Raw genomic sequence first — 16388 nt, forward strand, 5'->3', positions numbered from 1 at the left:
GGGGGCCACCACCTCGGGCATTGTCGTGGATCTGGGCGCCGCCCCGCTCCGGGCCTGTGGACAACTCGCGTCTGTGGACGAGCGGCTCCATACGCGTACGGGATAATTTAAGACTGCTTAAAGATCTGACCAGGGGTTTCGGTTGACAAGGGATCGATAGGTAGCTTTATTGTTAACCGTCTTGCCTATCCCCCTCAAACGGCAAACGAGGTATCCCCCATGCGTAAGCGCACCCTGCTCGCTGCCGCACTGTCCACTGTGGTTGTCGGCGGGCTCGGCCTGCTCGGCGTCACCAACGCCAACGCGGCCGCCCTCAACCCGGCCGTCGCCCCGGGCGGCAACTTCAACCTGTCGGTCTGGTCGCTGCAACTGCCGATCGGGTCGCCCGGCAGCCCCGAGACCATCTCGCCGGCCCGCCTCAAAGGCGCCAACGGTTACACGAACCCGTCCTACTTCTGGACCGACAAGAACGACGGCTCGATGACGTTCTGGGCTCCGGAGAAGGGCGTGACCACACCCAACTCCAACTACGCCCGTTCCGAACTGCGCGAGATGAACGCCAACGGCTCGGCCGCCGACTGGCCGCTCGCCGGCAACCACACGCTCAGCGCCGAGCTGCGCGTCGTGTCGGTGACCAAGAATGTCGCCGTCGGGCAGGTCAAGCTGGGCAGCGGCGGCACCTCGACCAAGCCGCTGCTCGAGCTCTACTACCGGGCCAACGGCGACATCTACCTCGGCCAGCAGCGCAGCCCCACCGACGGTCAGACCCTGCACAAGCTGGGCAACGTGCCGCTCGGCCAGAGGTGGACGTACGTCTTCAACGTGTCGGGCAACCGGGCCAGCCTGACCATCAACGGCAGCACCACGAACTACACGATCCCGTCGAGCTTCAACCCGTACAAGCAGTACTTCAAGGCCGGTTCCTACAACCAGTCATCCTCGGAGAGCACCACCAACGGGGCCAAGGTGAAGTTCTACAGCCTCACCATCCGGCACGGGTGACCGAACGACGAAGTCGGCGCGCCGCCAGGGCCGATCGTCGAGGAAGAACAGCACCTCCTCGGCCATCCACTCGTCCCACTCGCGCAGCGCGCCGGCCTCGTCGAGATCGGGCCGCTGGGCCATGTCCCGCCGCAGCCCGCGCGCCTTGGCCTCGTCGAAATCGGACTGCACCCACACAGCCGTGTCGATCAGCCCGGCCAGCTCACGCCGCGACGCACCACACCCTTCGACAATGAGGAGGGACGCGTCCGCGGGCACCTCGACGTAGCCGGTGCGTCCGCGCGGCGCCCAGGCCGGCGGCTGATAGCGAACGTCCTGCCCGGCCCGCCACGGCCGCAGAACGCCGCCGGCCATCAGGTCGTCCCACCCGAACCGCGAGTGCCACCAGGCAATGTCGTCGGTGTGCACGACCACGCTGCCCGGATGCTCGCGACTGATCCGTTCGGCCAGCGTCGTCTTGCCGCTGCCTCCACGCCCGTCCACCGCGACAACGCGCCCCCGAAGCCGCCGCGCGAACTCCTCGAACGGCTCAGCCCGCCACGTCCCGCCTTCCGGCTCGCCCGGTCCGAGTTTCATTCCCTGGTTCTACCCGAACCTGACAGCTTCCTGACTTCCGCCCGCCAGGCTGACCGCTCGGCGAGGAGTAAGAGACAGGGAGCAGTTTCATGCGGAGAAGTTCTGCGCTGGTGGTGGCTGCGGTTGCCATGACGGTGCTGTCGGCGTGCGGTTCGAGCGGTTCGAGCAGCTCGAAAGAGAGCCAGACCGACGCCCAGGTGGCCACGCTGCAGAGCGCAGCACCCGAGAAGTCGGTGGCGTCCAAGGCGCCGCAACGACCGCGGGAACGCATCGACGGAACTGCGGAGGACTTCGAGGCGCTCCTGGCGCCGTTCAACAAGTGCCTCAAGGAGCACGGCGTCAAGTCGGTTGAGGCCAAGCGGGCCGCCGACACCAGCCAGGCCGGAGCCGCGCCGGTCGCCGGCACGGAGGCCTACAAGCTGGACGAGGCCTATCGGGTCTGCGAGGAGCAGTACTACCCGCTGCCGCCGTGGGAGAAGGACCCGGCCAACCCCGAGGCGCGCGACTTCGCCGTAGCCGTAGTGAAGTGCTTGAAGGGCAAGGGCATCGAGTACGTCGAGGTCTCCGACGACGGCATCAGCATCGCCCTGGGCGGCGACCAGAACGATCAGCGCTCGATCACCCGGGGCATGGACCTGGCTCCCGTATGCGAGCGCGAGGTCGCCGCAAAAAAGTAGGGGTATTAACCGCAATCAAACCCGCAGGCTGGACCGAGGCAGGTCCGCCAAAGGACGACGGCGGACGACTTTGGGTCAGTCCCGTCAGTAGCCGCAAAGACCATCGTCACGGCGAGGGGCGGCACGTTTCCACAGCCCGTCCAACTCGTCCCGCCGCTCCGAAAAATTGGGCCGCCGTCGCACCATGGTTCGTCGAAACTTTGCGCCGGCTCCTCGGCCGCCAACTCGGAGCGGCTCATGGGCTGCACCTTCGTCGTGGCGCAGCCCAGCGACGGCCCAATTCGTCGGCCTTGAACACTCAAGGTCGACGAGTTTGTGCGTTCCTACACCCTCAGGCTTTCCGCAAGGTAACTTGTTGACAGAGGTGCGACAAGGTAACTTGGCATCCGTGGAGCCTGTCATCGCCGAGAGCGCTCGTAAGCACGATGTCTCTGATGAAGACATACTGCATGCCTTCCGCAACTCGATCAGATGGTTCGACGTTGGGGAAGGCATGATGATGCTTGTCGGCGCCGATCGCGCGACGCGGCTCCTTGAGGTCGGAGTGGTCCGCGCGGACGACGGAACCACCGTCATCCTTCACGCGATGCCCGCTCGGCCCAAGTTTCTGAGGGGGATGTGACTATGCCGCGCAGTGTCGAGGAAATCCTGCAGCACGCGGACGAGCTGGCCCGAAAGTTCGAGGAGGCGGAGCCGGCCGACAGCGACGGGCCAAGGGCAGAAGCTCTTGCGGCGATTCACCGCGCATACCTTTCCTATACACAGGCGCTCGCCGTTCTGGCCGAGGCCATTCGAGCGGCCCGGATCATCGGAGTTTCCTGGAAGGCGATCGGCACGCTCGTCGGAACGAGTGGCGAGGCTGCTCGACAGCGCTACGGCGGTGGTGGCCAGCCCTTTCAGGCACTTCCCCGACAGCGAGGACGAGGCGACGTAGCCGAGTCCTCCAACCACGAGACCAAGGCTGGGCAGCCCTCTCAGAAGTAGCTTCATGATCAGCGGCCCAGTGGACCTCGTACTGCCGTGACCTCAGCATGATGATCTTGGCCGTGAACCTCCGAGCTTTCTGACTCGACCGGAAACTCGTGCCGTGGCTTACCGGCAAACGGCGCCCGGCAGCAGCACGTTTAGCTAGGCGCCCTGCGGTATGGGTGCAGGGTGATCGCATTCATACCGCAATGCGAGCGCGACGAGCGCACCTTGACCTTGAGTACGCCATTGTTTCTGCGGAGTTCTGCGCAGCACTCGGCGACGACGCGATCGACGCCACCGGCCCAGGCGGCTATGGCATTTTGTGAGGCCTGCTCTGTCCGCATGCAGGTGCGGCCTAGACGGTGGCCAGGGCTTGGGTCGGGGTCAGGCGGGCCGCTCGGAAGCTCGGGTAGAGACCGGCCAGCACTCCGATCACGACCGCCCCGCCGGCGCCGGTCAGGGCGGCCGACGTGGGGATGACCAGCGGCCACTGCTGCCACCACGCGTAGCCGATCGTGGCGGCGAGGCCGATACCAGAGCCCAGCACCCCGCCAAAGGCGGCGAGCACCACCGACTCAGTGAGGAACTGCAAGCGGATCTGCCCCCGCGTAGCCCCCAGCGCACGCCGCAACCCGATCTCGGAACGACGTTCCAGCACGGCCACGACCATCGTGTTGGCCACCCCGATGCCGCCCACCACCAGCGCCACCGCCGCCAGCGCCAGAAACAGGACCGAGAAACTGCTTTCGGTGGCGCGCTTGGCGGCCAGAGCGTCGGACGGCCGAGTCACGTTGACCTGGCCGGGGCGTTCGGGGTTGATGGTGGCGGCCAGGACACCCCGCACCGCTTCGAGCTGGGCTTCCGCCGCCTGCACGTAGAGGACCGTGGGGTGGCCGTCAAAGCCCAGTTGAGTCCGGGCCGCGTCCCAGCCGACCAGCACCGAGCGGTCCACGTCGGGGGCCAACGGCGTGGTGGCCAGGATGCCGACCACGGTGAAACGGCGATCCGCGAGGACGATCTGCGGGCCCGGTGAGGAGATCCCGAGCCGGGCGGCGGCGACCGAGCCCAGCACCGCGGCGGGAAAGTGTGCCGTGGCGGGGGTCAACCATGTGCCCGATGCAACGTGCGCGTTGATGGTCGGGAGCAGGTCCAGTCGTGCGGCGAGAACGGTCAGACCCGAGTTGTTTTCGGAGGGCATGCGATCGTTCCGCCGTACGAGGGAATGGGTGTTGCCAACCGCCGACGCCGCCGTGACCGGGCCTATGCGGCGGACCATCTCGACCGCCGACGGGGGTAGCAGAACCGGCGGTTCGCCGTCCAGCGCCGAGGCCTGCAACGTGTTCGTGCCGAGGGCGCTCAACTCGTCGAGCAGGGCGGCCTGACTGGACGCCGGGATGCCGGTCACCACGATCATCGTGGCGATGCCGATCGCGATCCCCAGAGCGGACAGCGCCGCCCGGGCGGGACGGGTCCGCAGTCCGAGAAAGCCCAGGTCCAGCACGTCGAGTGGGCTCACGAGGAAACCACCAGACCGTCGCGGATCTCGATCCGGCGGGGCATGGATGCCGCTATGTCGCGGTCGTGGGTGATCACCACGATGGTCGTGCCCTCGTCGTTGAGGCGCCGGAGAAGAGCCAGCACAGCCTGGCCGTTGGCGGTGTCCAGGGCGCCCGTCGGCTCGTCGGCCAGCACCAGCGACGGGCCGTTGACCAGGGCGCGGGCGATCGCGACGCGCTGCCGTTCGCCGCCGGACAGCTGCTGCGGGCGATGGCCGGCGCGATGCTCGAGGCCGACCCGGGTCAGGGCCTCCAGAGCGAGCCTTCGACGGTGGCGGCGCGGCGTGCCGGCGTACAGCAAACCGGTTGTCACGTTGTCGATCGCGGTGAGGCCGTCGGTGAGGTGGAACTGCTGGAAGACGAACCCGATCTCGCGCGCCCGCAGGCGGGAGAGTTGCCGGTCGCGCAGGGTGGCGACGTCCTGGCCCGAGATCAGCACCGTGCCCGAGGTCGGGCGGTCGAGCGTGCCGATGATGTTGAGCAGCGTCGACTTGCCCGATCCGGAGGGGCCGACGACCGCGACCAGCTCGCCCGCGTCGATGTCGAGGGTGACGCCGGCCAGCGCGGTCACACCACCCGGATAGACCATGCTCGCGTCGCGCAGGGACAGCACGCTCACGACGCGACCACCACGTCGGCCCCCTCAGCCAGGCCGTCGCCGGTGATCTCGACCCAGCCGTCGGCGAACATGCCGGTCTTGACCGCGATCAACCCCTCCGGCCCCTGCACCGCATACCCGCCCTCGGTCAGTGCCACGAGCGCTTCGATCGGCACGGCGAGGACCCCTTTTCTCGTACGCCCGGGAAAGCTCACCTCGAGATCGGCCGCATCGAGCTTGCTCACCATCGCGGGATCGTCGACGGTGATGGTGACGGTCAGCTTGGGCGGGCTCTGGTCGGCCGACTCGAGGACACGTCCGACCGAGACGACCCGAGCCTTCGCCGTACGCTCGTCGGGCAGCCCCACGGTGACCCGATCGCCGCGCTTGACCGATGCCGACTCCATCCCGACCGTGATGACCTTGCGGGTGGACGTGATCGTCATGAGTTCGGCGTTGGCCGGGGAACCGGGCTGGACGGAGATCGACGCGACGCGTACGGCTGCGGACTGCACCTCCAGATCACCGACCGCGATCGTCCCGGTCACCGGCAACTCGACGTCCTTCTGCCAGCGTTTGATCGCCTCGACCAGCTTCGGAGTGAGTTCGCCGATCTCGCGGCGCTTCTGCGGCCCGGTCGAGTAGCCGAGGGCGCGCAGGTTGTCGACGACGATCCGCACGTCCCGGCCGGTCATGCCGGGGGTCGCGATCGGCCGGTAGAGCGGCAGCCCACCGTAGAAGAGCGTGACCGGTTTGTCGTCGGCCCGGAACACCTGATCTCCGCGCCGGATCGTCGTCCCCACCGGCGGCAGCCAGGTCACGATCGCCTCGGAGTGCCCGGCCAGCGGTCGCGCCGACCCGAACCCGAGGGTGCCGGTCAGCTTCTCGACCGTGGAGAGGGTCCGGCGCTCGATCTGGGCCGTCGCCGGCTTCTCGGTGGGTTCGGGCGCCGGTTCGGGGCGCTGGTGCCGGGTGGCCACCACCGTCGCACCGGCCGCGAGACCGGCGACGACGAGGCCGGTGATCAGCCATCGTTTCCGCATCCGGACGAGCGTGGCCGGAAGCTGTTAGGAAACCGTCAGATCTCGCGGAAAGTAGTGAGCGGAGGTGCGTGACGGCCTTACCATCGCCGCCATGTGTGCTCAGGTGCTGGTCGCGGAAGACGACCCCCGCCAGGCCGAGGTGGTGCGCCGCTACCTGACTGCGGAGGGTCACGAGGCGGTGGTGGTGCACGACGGCCGTACGGCGCTGGAAAGTGCCCGCCGGCTGCGGCCCGACCTGCTGGTTCTCGACGTGATGATGCCGGGAATGGACGGGTTGCAGGTCTGCCGGACGTTGCGCCAGGAATCGGACGTTCTCGTGCTCATGCTGACCGCGCGGGTGACCGAGGACGATCTGCTGCTCGGGCTCGAGCTGGGGGCCGACGACTACCTGACCAAGCCGTACAGTCCACGGGAGTTGATGGCCCGGGTCCGGACCCTGCTGCGACGCCGGCCAGTGAGCCGCCCGACTCGACAAATCGGACGAATCGCCGTGGACGCCGAACGTCACCGGGCCTTCGTCGACGGCAACGAGGTCGAGTGCACCCGGGGTGAGTTCGCGATCCTGTCCGCAATGGCCGAGCAGCCCGACCGCGTCTTCACCCGGGCCCAACTGCTGCACCACACCCGCGGCATCGACCGCAGTTCGACCGAGCGCACGATCGACGTGCACGTGATGAACCTGCGCCGCAAGATCGAGGCCGACCCGCGACGACCATCGCTGCTGGTGACGGTGCACGGCGTGGGCTACAAACTGGCGTCGTCGTGAGCGGCGGCCGCGTCCCGCTGCGGCACAGCCTGGTCACCCGGCTGCTGGCCACCTCGGTGCTGATCGCGATCGCGGCCATCGCGTCGACGGCCTGGCTGGCCACCCGCACGGTGACCAAGGCGATCAGCCAGGAGCAGGGCCGGGCCCTGGCCGACGACAAGGGTGTCTACGACATGCTGATCACCTACGCGGCCACCCATCCGGACTGGTCGGGCGCCCCGGCCCTGATCGAGGCGCGCGCGGCCAAGCTGGGCCGCCGGATCACCCTGATGACCGAGGACCGCGCCGTCATCGTCGACTCCGGTGTCGGTCCGTCGCTGAGTTCGGCCCGGCCCTCGGCGGTGGTCGACCCGCTCGAGCGTGACCTGAGCCTGACCGGAGGCGGCAGCCGGATCGACTCCCGGGTGTCGGGGCCGTTCCTGGTGCCGCCGGCCGAACGCCCGGCCCTGCGCAAGACGGCCGAGGACGAGCTGATCTGCCTGCGCCGCAGCGGCCTCGAGGGCAAGATCAGCACGACCGCGAGCGGCCGGCCGGTGATCACCGTGACCACGCCCGGCGGCAGCAACCCGGACTGCTCGGTGCTGGAAACCACGGTCAGCCCCTCCGAGAGCAAGGCTCTGCGCACGCTGGAACAGATGGTCGGCCGCTGCCTCAAGCTCGACAAGGACTCGTACTTCCTGCGGCTGGGCCCGGACTTCACGGTCGCCGGCGCGAAGTTCCCGATGGACGTCGTTCCCCGTCCGGCCGCGGCCGCCGCGCAGAAACTCACGACCACCGACACCGCCCGGGTCAACGGCTGTGTCGAGAAGTCACGGCGGACACTTCTTCGCCCGTACGTTCCCCCGCCCGCCCTGCTTTTCGTCACCGACCCGAAGGCCGACCCCGACCCGTTCACGCTCTCGCCCGCGAACACCGCCCGCATCGCCTGGGTGACCGGCGCCGTGCTGCTGGCCACCATCCTGGTCACGGTGCTGGTCGGCCGTCGCCTGGTCCGCCCGTTGCGGGTGCTCACCGAATCGGCCGACCGCCACGTGCCGGCCCCGGTGTCCACCAAGGACGAGATCGGCCGCCTGGCCCGCGCCCTGAACGACTCGACCGAACGCCGCGACCGGGCCGAAGCCCAGCGCCGGGCCATGGTCAGCGACGTCGCGCACGAGCTGCGGACCCCGCTGACCAACATCCGTAGCTGGCTCGAGGCGGCCCAGGACGATCTCGCTCCGACCGACGCGCAGCTGGTCGGGTTGCTGCACGAGGAAGCGGTCCAGCTGCAGCACATCATCGACGACCTGAGCGACCTGTCGGCGGCCGACGCGGGCACGCTGCGGCTGAATCTCGCTCCGGTGCAGCTGCGTGAGGTGCTGACCCAGGTGGCGCTCGGTCAGGCGGGCACCGTGACCATGAACGTCGACGTCGAGGGTGATCCGGTGGTGACGGCCGACCCCGTACGGCTGCGGCAACTGGTCGGCAACCTGGTCTCGAACGCGATCCGCCACACCCCGGCCGGTGGATCGGTCACGGTGGGGGCGCGCGAGGGCGAGATCACCGTACGGGACACCGGGGTCGGTATTTCGCCCGAGCACCTGCCGCGCATCTTCGACCGTTTCTGGCGGGCCGACGAGTCGCGCAGCCGCGCCACCGGGGGCAGCGGCCTGGGCCTGGCCATCGCACGCAAACTGGCCGAGGCCCACGACGCCACCATCTCCGTCGAGAGCACCCTGGGCGTGGGCACCGTGTTCACGATCAGATTCCGTTCAGCGCCGTGACCGCGTTGGTCGGCGTCCCGCCGGTGACCCCGCCCGCGATGGCCAGCAGCGTGCCGTCACTCTCGGTCGCCGCGGCCAGGCTGCACCGACCGACGGGCAGTAACGCGGGGAGCAGACGCCAGCGGTTCGTGGCCGGGTCGAACACCTCGGTCGTACGGCGGAACTGCTTCAACTCGCCCGCCACGAACTCGCATCCACCGACCACGGCGATCCGGCCGCGACTGATCAACGTAGCTCCAGGAACCGCGCGGGACTGGTTCATCGCCGCCACCGTCGTCCACCTGTCGCGGCGCGGATCGTAACGCTCGACCGCCGTGGTCTCACCGCCGATCGCGTACAGGTAGTCACCGGCCGCCACCAGGCGGAGCCGGTCGCGTGCGGCCGAGAGCGGTGCGATCGACGACCAGCGGTGTCGGCGCGGGTCGTAGGCGATGGCCGTGGCTGTGACGGCCTCACCGTCGGCCGTGGCGATGTCACCGCCCACCACGTAGAGCACTCCGCGCAACGTCGCGGCACCCGCCTGGGCCCGCCCGACCGGGAGCGCCGGCCCGTTCGACCATTTGTTGGTACGCGGGTTGTAACGCTCCACGACGTCGACCGGCGGGTCGGCCTCGCCGTAACCGCCGGTCACCCACACCTCGCCACCGAGCGTGGCCGCGGCGGCGTTGGCGCGCGCCGTCGGCATCGGGGCCACGACCCGCCAGTTCCCTGAGCTGCTCCGGACTTCGGTCGACGCCACCAGCCCGTCCAGGCCGAAGCCACCGGCCTCGACGAGGATCCCGTCCACGGTCGCGGCCACACCACCGATCCGGGCGTCGTGCAACGGCGGGCGATCCACCCAGGTGGCCGGGGCGGGAACGACGAGCAGGGCAGCGATCATCAACGTACGCATGAGAGCCTCCTCCCCTGGCTTATCGCCGCCGTTTCAAGAGCACAAGGGCACGTTCAGCCGGAAACCGCGACACCCTGTTCAATCACCCGTGACCTGCGGGTTGCCAGCCCGTCACCGCGTACCGGAAGGTCGGACCCATGGATCTCACCGGCCGAGCACTCCTCGCCCTGAACGCCTTGGCGGGCCTCGTGGCGTTCGCCGGCGGCGTCGCGACCATGGCCACCGCCCCCGACGATCAGCTCGTCGTCGAGGCTTGGCGCACCTTCGGCTTCCTCGTTTTCACCGGTTTGTGGGCGATGCTCGCCGTCAGCCCACGCGGCTACCGCGGCGTGTGGGAGCTCGTCCTCTTCCACAAGATCGCCCTGACCGTCGTCGCGCTGACCGTCTCCGACCATGAGACGGCCATGATCGACGGGCTACTGACTTTGACCACCCTTATTGCGTACGGGTTGTGCCGCGGCTGGCTGTCGTGGCGTCAGCGAGTTGGAGAGCGTACGGATGAGCAGGTCCAGAACGTCGTGGCGTGACGAGTCGGGGCGTTCGCCCAGGTAGGACCACGCCGCGTACATCTGCGACCACAACACGCTGAGGATCCACTCGGACGGCAGACCGCCGTCGATCGAGCCGTCCCGGTGACCGCGTTCGATCACGTCGCCGAGCAGCCGTTCGTCCTGGGACTCCCAGCATTCACCGCCCTGCTCGCTGAAGATCAGGGACAGCAGCGGGCCGAGGTCGAAGTACTCCCGGCAGAGCCGCATCAGCGCCTCGCCCCCGGTGCCGCGGTCGAGTTCGGCCAGCCGCGCCGCCCGCACCAGACGTTGACCACCCTCGATCGCCACGGCCGCCAGCAGATCGGCCCGTTCGGCGAAGTATCGGTGCAGCGTCGTCCGTCCGACCTGCGCCGCGGCCGCGATGTCGCCGAGCGAGCACCCCGGGTTCTCGGCGAGCAGGTCGATCGCGGCGTCGAGGATCGCCTGCCGCGTGCGGTTCTTGGTGCCGGAGGTCACGGCCATACTGTACGGGAATTGTCATTGCCTGCAATGGAACAGTTGTGTTCCACTACGAATCATGCAGATTCTGCTGCGTCTCCTCCGCCCGCACTGGAAGGTCCTGCTCCTCGGACTGGTCCTGGGCTTGATCTCCAACGCCGCCAACCTCGCCGCTCCGCTCGCCACCAAGCGCATCATCGACACGCTCGGCACCGGCGACGCCCTGGCCGGCCCGATCACGCTGCTGCTGGTGCTGGTCGTGATCGGCGCGGTCATCGGCCTCTGGCAGTGGATTCTGATGGGCACGCTGGCCGAGCAGGTCGTCCTCGACGCCCGGCTGTCGGTGATCCAGCGCTACTTCCGGGCCCGGCTCGCCGAGCTGACCGGCCGCCCGACCGGCGAGCTGGTCACCCGTGTCACCGCCGACCCCGGCCTGCTGCATCAGGCCTCGTCGAGCATCGTCGGCCTGGTCAACGCGTCGCTCGCCTTCATCGCGACGCTGGTGCTGATGGGCACGCTCGACCTGGTCCTGCTGTTGTGCACGCTCGCCGCGGTCGTCATCGTGGGCGCGGTCATGGCCGTCCTGCTGCCCACGATCAGCAAAGCGCAGAAGGCCGCTCAGGATGCGGTGGGCGATCTCGGAGGCGAGCTCGAGGGAACGCTTCGGGCGATGCGTACGGTAAAAGCCAGTCGCGCCGAGGAACGCCAGGGCGGCCGCATCGAGGCCGACGCCCGCCGGGCCGCCGCCTTCAACATCCGCGCCGCCCGCCGCGCCGCCTGGGTCTGGACCACCTCGTGGAGCGGGGTATCCCTGGCCATCATCGCCGTCCTGGGCGTCGGCGCGTGGCGGGCCGACGCCGGATTGCTCGAGGTCAGCAGCCTGATCGCCTTCCTCCTGTACGCCTTCCAGCTGATGGGCCCGATCGGGGAACTCACCCAGAACGTCACCGCCCTCCAGTCCGGCATCGCCGCGGCCCGGCGGATCAGCGAGGTCTACGCGATGACCTCCGAAACCTCCACACCCACGCCCGGCTCTCCGTTGGAAGGCGCCCCTGTCCTGGCAGTCCGCGAAGTGACCCTCCGCTACTCCTCGGAAGGCCCGGCCGCACTCGACAACGTGACCCTGACGATCCCGTCCCGCGGCCACACCGCCGTCGTCGGCCCGTCCGGAGCAGGCAAGACGTCCCTGTTCTCGCTGCTGTTGCGCTTCCTCGACCCCGACACGGGCGAGATCCTCCTACACGGCCGCCCCTACCGTTCGCTGACGCACAGCGAGATCAGGGCCGAGCTCGCGTACGTGGAACAGGAGGCCCCGGTAGTCCCCGGCACCATCCGCGAGAACATCCTGTTCAGCCACCCGTCCGCGTCGTCCGAGGAGCTTTCCGCCGTCATCGGGCGAGTCCACCTCTCCGACAAGATCGCGTCACTGCCCCTGGGCGTCGACACCCCGATCTCCGGAGCCGAGCTGTCCGGTGGCGAACGTCAGCGAATCGCCCTGGCGCGAGCGCTGGTCCGCACGCCGGCCGTCCTGCTCCTGGACGAGGCAACAGCCCAGATGGACGCCCTGACAGAGGCCGCAGTCCAGGATTCCGTACGCGATAGAGCCGCCACAGGCGCAGTGGTCACCATCGCGCACCGCTTGTCCACAGTGATAGAGGCCGACCGCATCATCGTCCTCGACCGAGGCCGCGTCCGAGCCATCGGAACCCACGAGTCCCTCTTGCAGTCCGACGACCTCTACCGAGGCCTGGTCGAGGCCTTGCGCATCGCCGTCCCGGTCGCACCCTGATCCGGGGTCGTGGGAGCGTGCCCACCTGCGATACCTTCACCGCGGAGGCCGGACGGCCTGAAGGAGGCCCATGGCGCCCGGTGGCCGGCTCGTCGTCGAGGCGCTTGTCGGCGGGCTGCGGCAACGAGCGTGGACGCTCCTGACGCTGAGCGCGTTCCTGGTGCTGGCAGCGGCCGGCGCGGCCGGCCCGATGTTTGCCGAGGCCTCCGACAACGCCGCCTTCCAGGCTCGCCGCGATCAGATTCCGGCCACCGCCCGCCAGAACGACGCGGCCGTGGTGCGCCTGTCGGCCAACGTCGGCCCCAGCGTCCAGGACCAGCAACGTGTCATCGACGACCTACGCCAGGTCGACGGTCTGACCGAGCCCGACCTGACCGGCGGCTCGGTCGGCGCCGAACTGGCCAAGCCCAGGTTCTGGGGCTCCACGGCCGCCTTCAAAGACAAGAAGGAACGCGGCCGCCTGTTCGCCGTCGGTGAGCCGGCCCAGCAACTGGTGGCCGTCGGTAATCCCACCGGCAACGACGGTGTGTGGATACCCGAGCCGATGGCCACCGAACTCGGCGTCCGCCCCGGCGACCAGATCACCGTCGCCGTCGTGGTCGGCAACCGCGGCACACCCAGGAAAGCGACGGCCAACGTCGACGGCGTCTACCGCGTCGACCACGGCGGACGCCTCCCCGCCGACCCGGCCGGCCGCACGAAATGGGCGCTGCGCACCGGCGATACGCCCGGCGACACCGAATATCACACGCTCCCGGCCTACCTCCTGATCGGCGACGTCGCCACGATCGAGCGTCTCGCCGCGACCGTGGATGATCAGATCTTGTGGGCGGTCGAGGCCGCTCTCCGACCGGGCACGACGCTGAGCGAGTCACGCCGTACGGCCGACGGTGTCGACAAACTACGGCGCTATTACGCGTCCTCACTCGCGGTCGACGGCGACGATCCGCTGGCCCTCGACTTCGCCAGCGGCATCGGCCGGATCGTCGCGACGGCCCAGGCCACGACCGAGACCGTACGGCAGCGAACCCGCCCCGTGGAATGGGCCGCGATCGCTGTCGGGCTCGCATCGGTGCTGGCCGTAGCCCTGTTGTCGGCGCGGCGCCGCGAGCAGGAACTGCGCCACACCGCGGCCGTCGGCATGTCCCCGGTCACGGTCGGCGGGCTGTGGCTGCTCGAAAATCTGCTACCCGCCGTGGTCGGCGCCGGCCTCGGCTGGCTCGTCGCGTGGCAGCTCGTCGCGCGGCTCGGTCCGCCCGGCGCGATCGTCGAGTCACTCGGCCCGGCCGCCGTGACCGCGGTGAGCGCGGCCGGCACCGGCGTGATCATCGTGGCGCTCGTCGGGGCGGCCGCGGCGGCTCGGCGCGTACGGCCGGCGCCTCCCGCCACACCCGGGAGAGCTGTCCCGTACGGGCTGATTCTGATCATTGTGGCCCTGGTCGCCGCGGCCGGGCTGTCGACCGCCGAGGGTGCCCGCGGGGTGGATCTGCTCGTGCCGTTGCTGGTGCTCGTGGCGGTCGGCGTCGTCGCGGGCCGGCTGCCCGGGCTGCTCAGCGGCGGCGGCCGGATGCCGTCGTCACCCGCCCGGGCCGTCGTGTGGCTGGCTCGCCGACGGCTCGGCTCGGGCGGCACCGAGCGCCGCCTGGCCGTACTCGTGGTGACCGCCGGGCTCGGCATGTTGCTCTTCGCATTGTCGGCTCTTCACTCCACGGAGGTGTCGTCCGACGACCGGATCGCGGTGGCCGCGGGCGCCGAGGGCGTGGCCACCGTCCCCGGTTCGTGGGCCTTCGACGATCAGGCACCGTCGGCGCCGCCCGAAGATCCGTCCAAGCCGCGGCCGGAGGGGCCGGTTCCCGGCGTACGGGTGCCGCCTCTGCCTGGGGGAAACACGATGGTGTGGCGGGCCGACGTGCGGACGCCGCTGGACGATGCGCAGAAGGATCTGCTGGTCATCGATCCGGCGCGGTTCCGTGAGGTGGCGTTGTGGGGCAGTGGTCCCGATCTCGCCGCCGCGCGTGCCGCCGTGTCCACTTTGGCCGAGCGCCCGACCGAGGCGGACGGCACCCCGCGCGCGATCGTCGTCGCCGACCCGTCCGCCGACGACGTACCGATCGTCCGCGTGACCGTAGGTTACGGCGCCGAGAACCTCTCGGTAGCGGAACGTGTCAACGCTTTCCCCGGCATGCGAGGGCGTTCCGCGTACGTCGTCGCCGCCGACCCGATGCTCGGCCGCCTCGGCGTCGACGACCCCCGGCTACGCCCCCGCACCGAACTGGGCACGAACATGCTGTTCATCCAGACGTTCCTGTGGAGCGCGGGCGGCGAACCCGGTGTCCTGGCCGTCACCGACCCGCGCGGCGTCCAACTCGAGCGCATCAACACCGCCGCCGCCCTGCGCGAGGACGCCGCCTACATCGCCACGAGCCGGGCCCGCGGCTATCAACTGGCCATCGCCGGTTACCTGGCGTTGCTGGCCGTCCTGACCCTGTGTATCTATGCGCAACGCACCGCCGTCGTGCGCCGCCCTACCGACCTGATGCTGGCCCGGATCGGCCTGGGCCGGGCCCGGGTCCGCCGCGCCCGCACACTCGAGTTCGTCCTGCTGGCCGGCACCGCGTTCGCGTTCGCCGTAGCCGGGGTGGCCGCGCTGATCCCGCTCGCCGGCCGCCTGCTCGACGACCAGCCCGGCCTGCTGCCCCGGCTGGCTTTCGAACTGTCCCCCACCGGCATCGGGATCACCGCCGGGGCTGCGCTCGTGGCCACCGTCCTGGCAGTGTTGGCAACCGAGAGAACCGGCGTCGAGGAGGCGGCCTATCGTGACAACTGACCTGCTCACCGGCCGTGAGTTGCTTCAGCTGTACGCCGCCCGCACCGGCCCGACCCAGGCCCTGCGCGGCGTCGACGTCTCGGTCGTGTCCGGCCGGATCAGCGCGATCACCGGCCCGTCCGGCAGCGGCAAGTCGACATTGCTGGCCGTGCTGGCCTTACGCGAACGCCCCGCCGGCGGCGAACTGCGCCACCGGGGCCGCCTGGTGTCGTCGCTGTCCCGCCGCGAGCTGCAACGCCTGCGCCGCCGCGACATCGGCTGGGTCGCGCAACGCCCCACGCACAGCCTGTTCCCCCAGCTGGACGCGCGCGCCCAGCTCACGCAGATGGCCCAATTGCGCCGCGTACGCGTCGACGCCGACGCCGCCCTTGCCGAGGTCGCCCTGACGTCCCGCGCCACATCCCGCCCCGCCACCATGTCCGGCGGCGAGCAGCAGCGCCTGGCCGTGGCCGCCGCCGGCGTAGGCCCACCCGCCCTCTTGATCGCCGACGAGCCGACCGCCGAGCTGGACGACGAGTCAGCCGCCCTGGTGCTGCGCCTGCTGCGGGCCCGGGCCGACGCCGGCAGCGCCGTGGTCCTGGCCACCCACGACGCCCGCGCAATAGCCGCCGCCGACACGGTGCTGCGCCTGCGACACGGCGTCCTGTCCGGCGAACACGCCGCCGGCCAGGACCGCACAGTCAGCATCGACGGCCTGGGCCGCCTGCAACTCCCCGAGGAGGCTCTGCCCCTGTTCCCCACCGGCCGAGCCGTAGTAACCGTCGTCAACAACCACGTCGAACTGCATCCGCCTGCTTAAGTACAGCGGGCCGGCGACGACACGCCGACGTTCGTCCAGTTCTAAGCACCGGCATGAAGGAGCGTGTCGCGGCGCGGCGGCGGTTACGTTTTGTGACCCTGGAATTGCTCAAGATTTCGGCAGGGTGGCCGAAGAAGAGCAG

The 16388-nt window shown here is 69.7% G+C and carries 16 protein-coding genes; 9 read left to right on the top strand and 7 right to left on the bottom strand.

What is annotated here, in order from left to right; translation table 11 throughout:
* Positions 1-219: 219 nt before the first annotated feature.
* On the top strand, positions 220-1002 hold the full coding sequence (locus KOI35_RS28175) for a polysaccharide lyase family 7 protein (RefSeq protein WP_215791664.1): 783 nt from the start codon (positions 220-222) through the stop codon (positions 1000-1002).
* Here the strand turns inward: KOI35_RS28175 and KOI35_RS28180 are convergent.
* The gene (locus KOI35_RS28180) at positions 934-1578 is read right to left on the bottom strand and encodes a uridine kinase family protein (RefSeq protein ID WP_215791665.1); all 645 of its coding nucleotides are present in this window, start codon (positions 1576-1578) and stop codon (positions 934-936) included. The genes KOI35_RS28175 and KOI35_RS28180 overlap by 69 nt on opposite strands.
* A gap of 89 nt (positions 1579-1667) precedes the next feature.
* Here KOI35_RS28180 and KOI35_RS28185 point away from each other — a divergent pair, with 89 nt between their 5' ends.
* The 3 genes from KOI35_RS28185 to KOI35_RS28195 all read left to right on the top strand — a co-directional run bounded on the left by KOI35_RS28185 (position 1668) and on the right by KOI35_RS28195 (position 3239).
* Positions 1668-2255, top strand: coding sequence for a hypothetical protein (locus tag KOI35_RS28185; protein WP_215791666.1), 588 nt, complete (start codon positions 1668-1670; stop codon positions 2253-2255).
* Between the two features lie 388 nt (positions 2256-2643).
* Positions 2644-2877: a hypothetical protein gene (locus KOI35_RS28190; RefSeq protein WP_215791667.1), complete on the top strand. Its 234-nt coding sequence runs from the start codon at positions 2644-2646 to the stop codon at positions 2875-2877.
* Positions 2878-2879: 2 nt separating this feature from the next.
* Positions 2880-3239 (top strand): hypothetical protein, encoded by a 360-nt coding sequence (locus tag KOI35_RS28195; RefSeq protein ID WP_215791668.1) that lies wholly within the window; start codon positions 2880-2882, stop codon positions 3237-3239.
* Between the two features lie 340 nt (positions 3240-3579).
* Here KOI35_RS28195 and KOI35_RS28200 read toward each other — a convergent pair whose 3' ends face one another.
* The 3 genes from KOI35_RS28200 to KOI35_RS28210 are packed head-to-tail and all read right to left on the bottom strand — an operon-like array spanning position 3580 to position 6421.
* A complete protein-coding gene (locus tag KOI35_RS28200) occupies positions 3580-4740 on the bottom strand; it encodes an ABC transporter permease (protein ID WP_308121181.1) in 1161 nt (386 codons plus the stop codon).
* Positions 4737-5369, bottom strand: a complete 633-nt coding sequence (locus KOI35_RS28205; RefSeq protein ID WP_215792014.1) for an ABC transporter ATP-binding protein — start codon at positions 5367-5369, stop codon at positions 4737-4739. The genes KOI35_RS28200 and KOI35_RS28205 overlap by 4 nt, the downstream gene beginning before the upstream one ends.
* Positions 5370-5395: 26 nt before the next feature.
* Positions 5396-6421, bottom strand: a complete 1026-nt coding sequence (locus tag KOI35_RS28210; protein WP_215791669.1) for a peptidoglycan-binding protein — start codon at positions 6419-6421, stop codon at positions 5396-5398.
* Between the two features lie 91 nt (positions 6422-6512).
* Between KOI35_RS28210 and KOI35_RS28215 the strand changes: the two genes are divergently transcribed.
* Together KOI35_RS28215 and KOI35_RS28220 are read left to right on the top strand one after the other, a co-directional pair.
* The gene (locus tag KOI35_RS28215; protein WP_215792016.1) at positions 6513-7187 is read left to right on the top strand and encodes a response regulator transcription factor; all 675 of its coding nucleotides are present in this window, start codon (positions 6513-6515) and stop codon (positions 7185-7187) included.
* The gene (locus KOI35_RS28220) at positions 7184-8950 is read left to right on the top strand and encodes a sensor histidine kinase (RefSeq protein WP_215791670.1); all 1767 of its coding nucleotides are present in this window, start codon (positions 7184-7186) and stop codon (positions 8948-8950) included. Before KOI35_RS28215 ends, KOI35_RS28220 begins: the two co-directional genes overlap by 4 nt.
* Here the strand turns inward: KOI35_RS28220 and KOI35_RS28225 are convergent.
* The 3 genes from KOI35_RS28225 to KOI35_RS28235 are packed head-to-tail and all read right to left on the bottom strand — an operon-like array spanning position 8928 to position 10849.
* Entirely contained in the window at positions 8928-9842 is a 915-nt protein-coding gene (locus KOI35_RS28225) for a Kelch repeat-containing protein (RefSeq protein ID WP_215791671.1), read from the bottom strand. The genes KOI35_RS28220 and KOI35_RS28225 overlap by 23 nt on opposite strands.
* Before the next feature lie 53 nt (positions 9843-9895).
* Positions 9896-10237, bottom strand: a complete 342-nt coding sequence (locus KOI35_RS28230) for a hypothetical protein (protein WP_215791672.1) — start codon at positions 10235-10237, stop codon at positions 9896-9898.
* Positions 10238-10258: 21 nt separating this feature from the next.
* The gene (locus tag KOI35_RS28235) at positions 10259-10849 is read right to left on the bottom strand and encodes a TetR/AcrR family transcriptional regulator (protein WP_308121182.1); all 591 of its coding nucleotides are present in this window, start codon (positions 10847-10849) and stop codon (positions 10259-10261) included.
* A gap of 61 nt (positions 10850-10910) precedes the next feature.
* Between KOI35_RS28235 and KOI35_RS28240 the strand changes: the two genes are divergently transcribed.
* From KOI35_RS28240 to KOI35_RS28250, 3 genes are all read left to right on the top strand, one after another.
* The gene (locus KOI35_RS28240; RefSeq protein WP_215791674.1) at positions 10911-12620 is read left to right on the top strand and encodes an ABC transporter ATP-binding protein; all 1710 of its coding nucleotides are present in this window, start codon (positions 10911-10913) and stop codon (positions 12618-12620) included.
* A gap of 70 nt (positions 12621-12690) precedes the next feature.
* The gene (locus tag KOI35_RS28245; RefSeq protein WP_215791675.1) at positions 12691-15447 is read left to right on the top strand and encodes an ABC transporter permease family protein; all 2757 of its coding nucleotides are present in this window, start codon (positions 12691-12693) and stop codon (positions 15445-15447) included.
* Positions 15437-16246 carry an ABC transporter ATP-binding protein gene (locus tag KOI35_RS28250; protein ID WP_215791676.1) on the top strand — a complete coding sequence of 270 codons (810 nt, stop codon included), beginning with the start codon at positions 15437-15439 and terminating at the stop codon, positions 16244-16246. Before KOI35_RS28245 ends, KOI35_RS28250 begins: the two co-directional genes overlap by 11 nt.
* Positions 16247-16388: the final 142 nt, after the last annotated feature.

Source organism: Paractinoplanes bogorensis (assembly GCF_018829635.1).
Lineage (GTDB): Bacteria > Actinomycetota > Actinomycetes > Mycobacteriales > Micromonosporaceae > Actinoplanes > Actinoplanes bogorensis.

Coding starts and splice junctions, on each gene's coding strand:
- KOI35_RS28175 (WP_215791664.1), top strand. CDS start 220: ATGCGTAAGCGCACCCTGCTCGCTGCCGCACTGTCCACTGTGGTTGTC.
- KOI35_RS28180 (WP_215791665.1), bottom strand. CDS start 1,578: ATGAAACTCGGACCGGGCGAGCCGGAAGGCGGGACGTGGCGGGCTGAG.
- KOI35_RS28185 (WP_215791666.1), top strand. CDS start 1,668: ATGCGGAGAAGTTCTGCGCTGGTGGTGGCTGCGGTTGCCATGACGGTG.
- KOI35_RS28195 (WP_215791668.1), top strand. CDS start 2,880: ATGCCGCGCAGTGTCGAGGAAATCCTGCAGCACGCGGACGAGCTGGCC.
- KOI35_RS28205 (WP_215792014.1), bottom strand. CDS start 5,369: ATGGTCTATCCGGGTGGTGTGACCGCGCTGGCCGGCGTCACCCTCGAC.
- KOI35_RS28210 (WP_215791669.1), bottom strand. CDS start 6,421: ATGCGGAAACGATGGCTGATCACCGGCCTCGTCGTCGCCGGTCTCGCG.
- KOI35_RS28215 (WP_215792016.1), top strand. CDS start 6,513: ATGTGTGCTCAGGTGCTGGTCGCGGAAGACGACCCCCGCCAGGCCGAG.
- KOI35_RS28225 (WP_215791671.1), bottom strand. CDS start 9,842: ATGCGTACGTTGATGATCGCTGCCCTGCTCGTCGTTCCCGCCCCGGCC.
- KOI35_RS28230 (WP_215791672.1), bottom strand. CDS start 10,237: ATGGTCGGAGACGGTCAGCGCGACGACGGTCAGGGCGATCTTGTGGAA.
- KOI35_RS28240 (WP_215791674.1), top strand. CDS start 10,911: ATGCAGATTCTGCTGCGTCTCCTCCGCCCGCACTGGAAGGTCCTGCTC.
- KOI35_RS28245 (WP_215791675.1), top strand. CDS start 12,691: ATGGCGCCCGGTGGCCGGCTCGTCGTCGAGGCGCTTGTCGGCGGGCTG.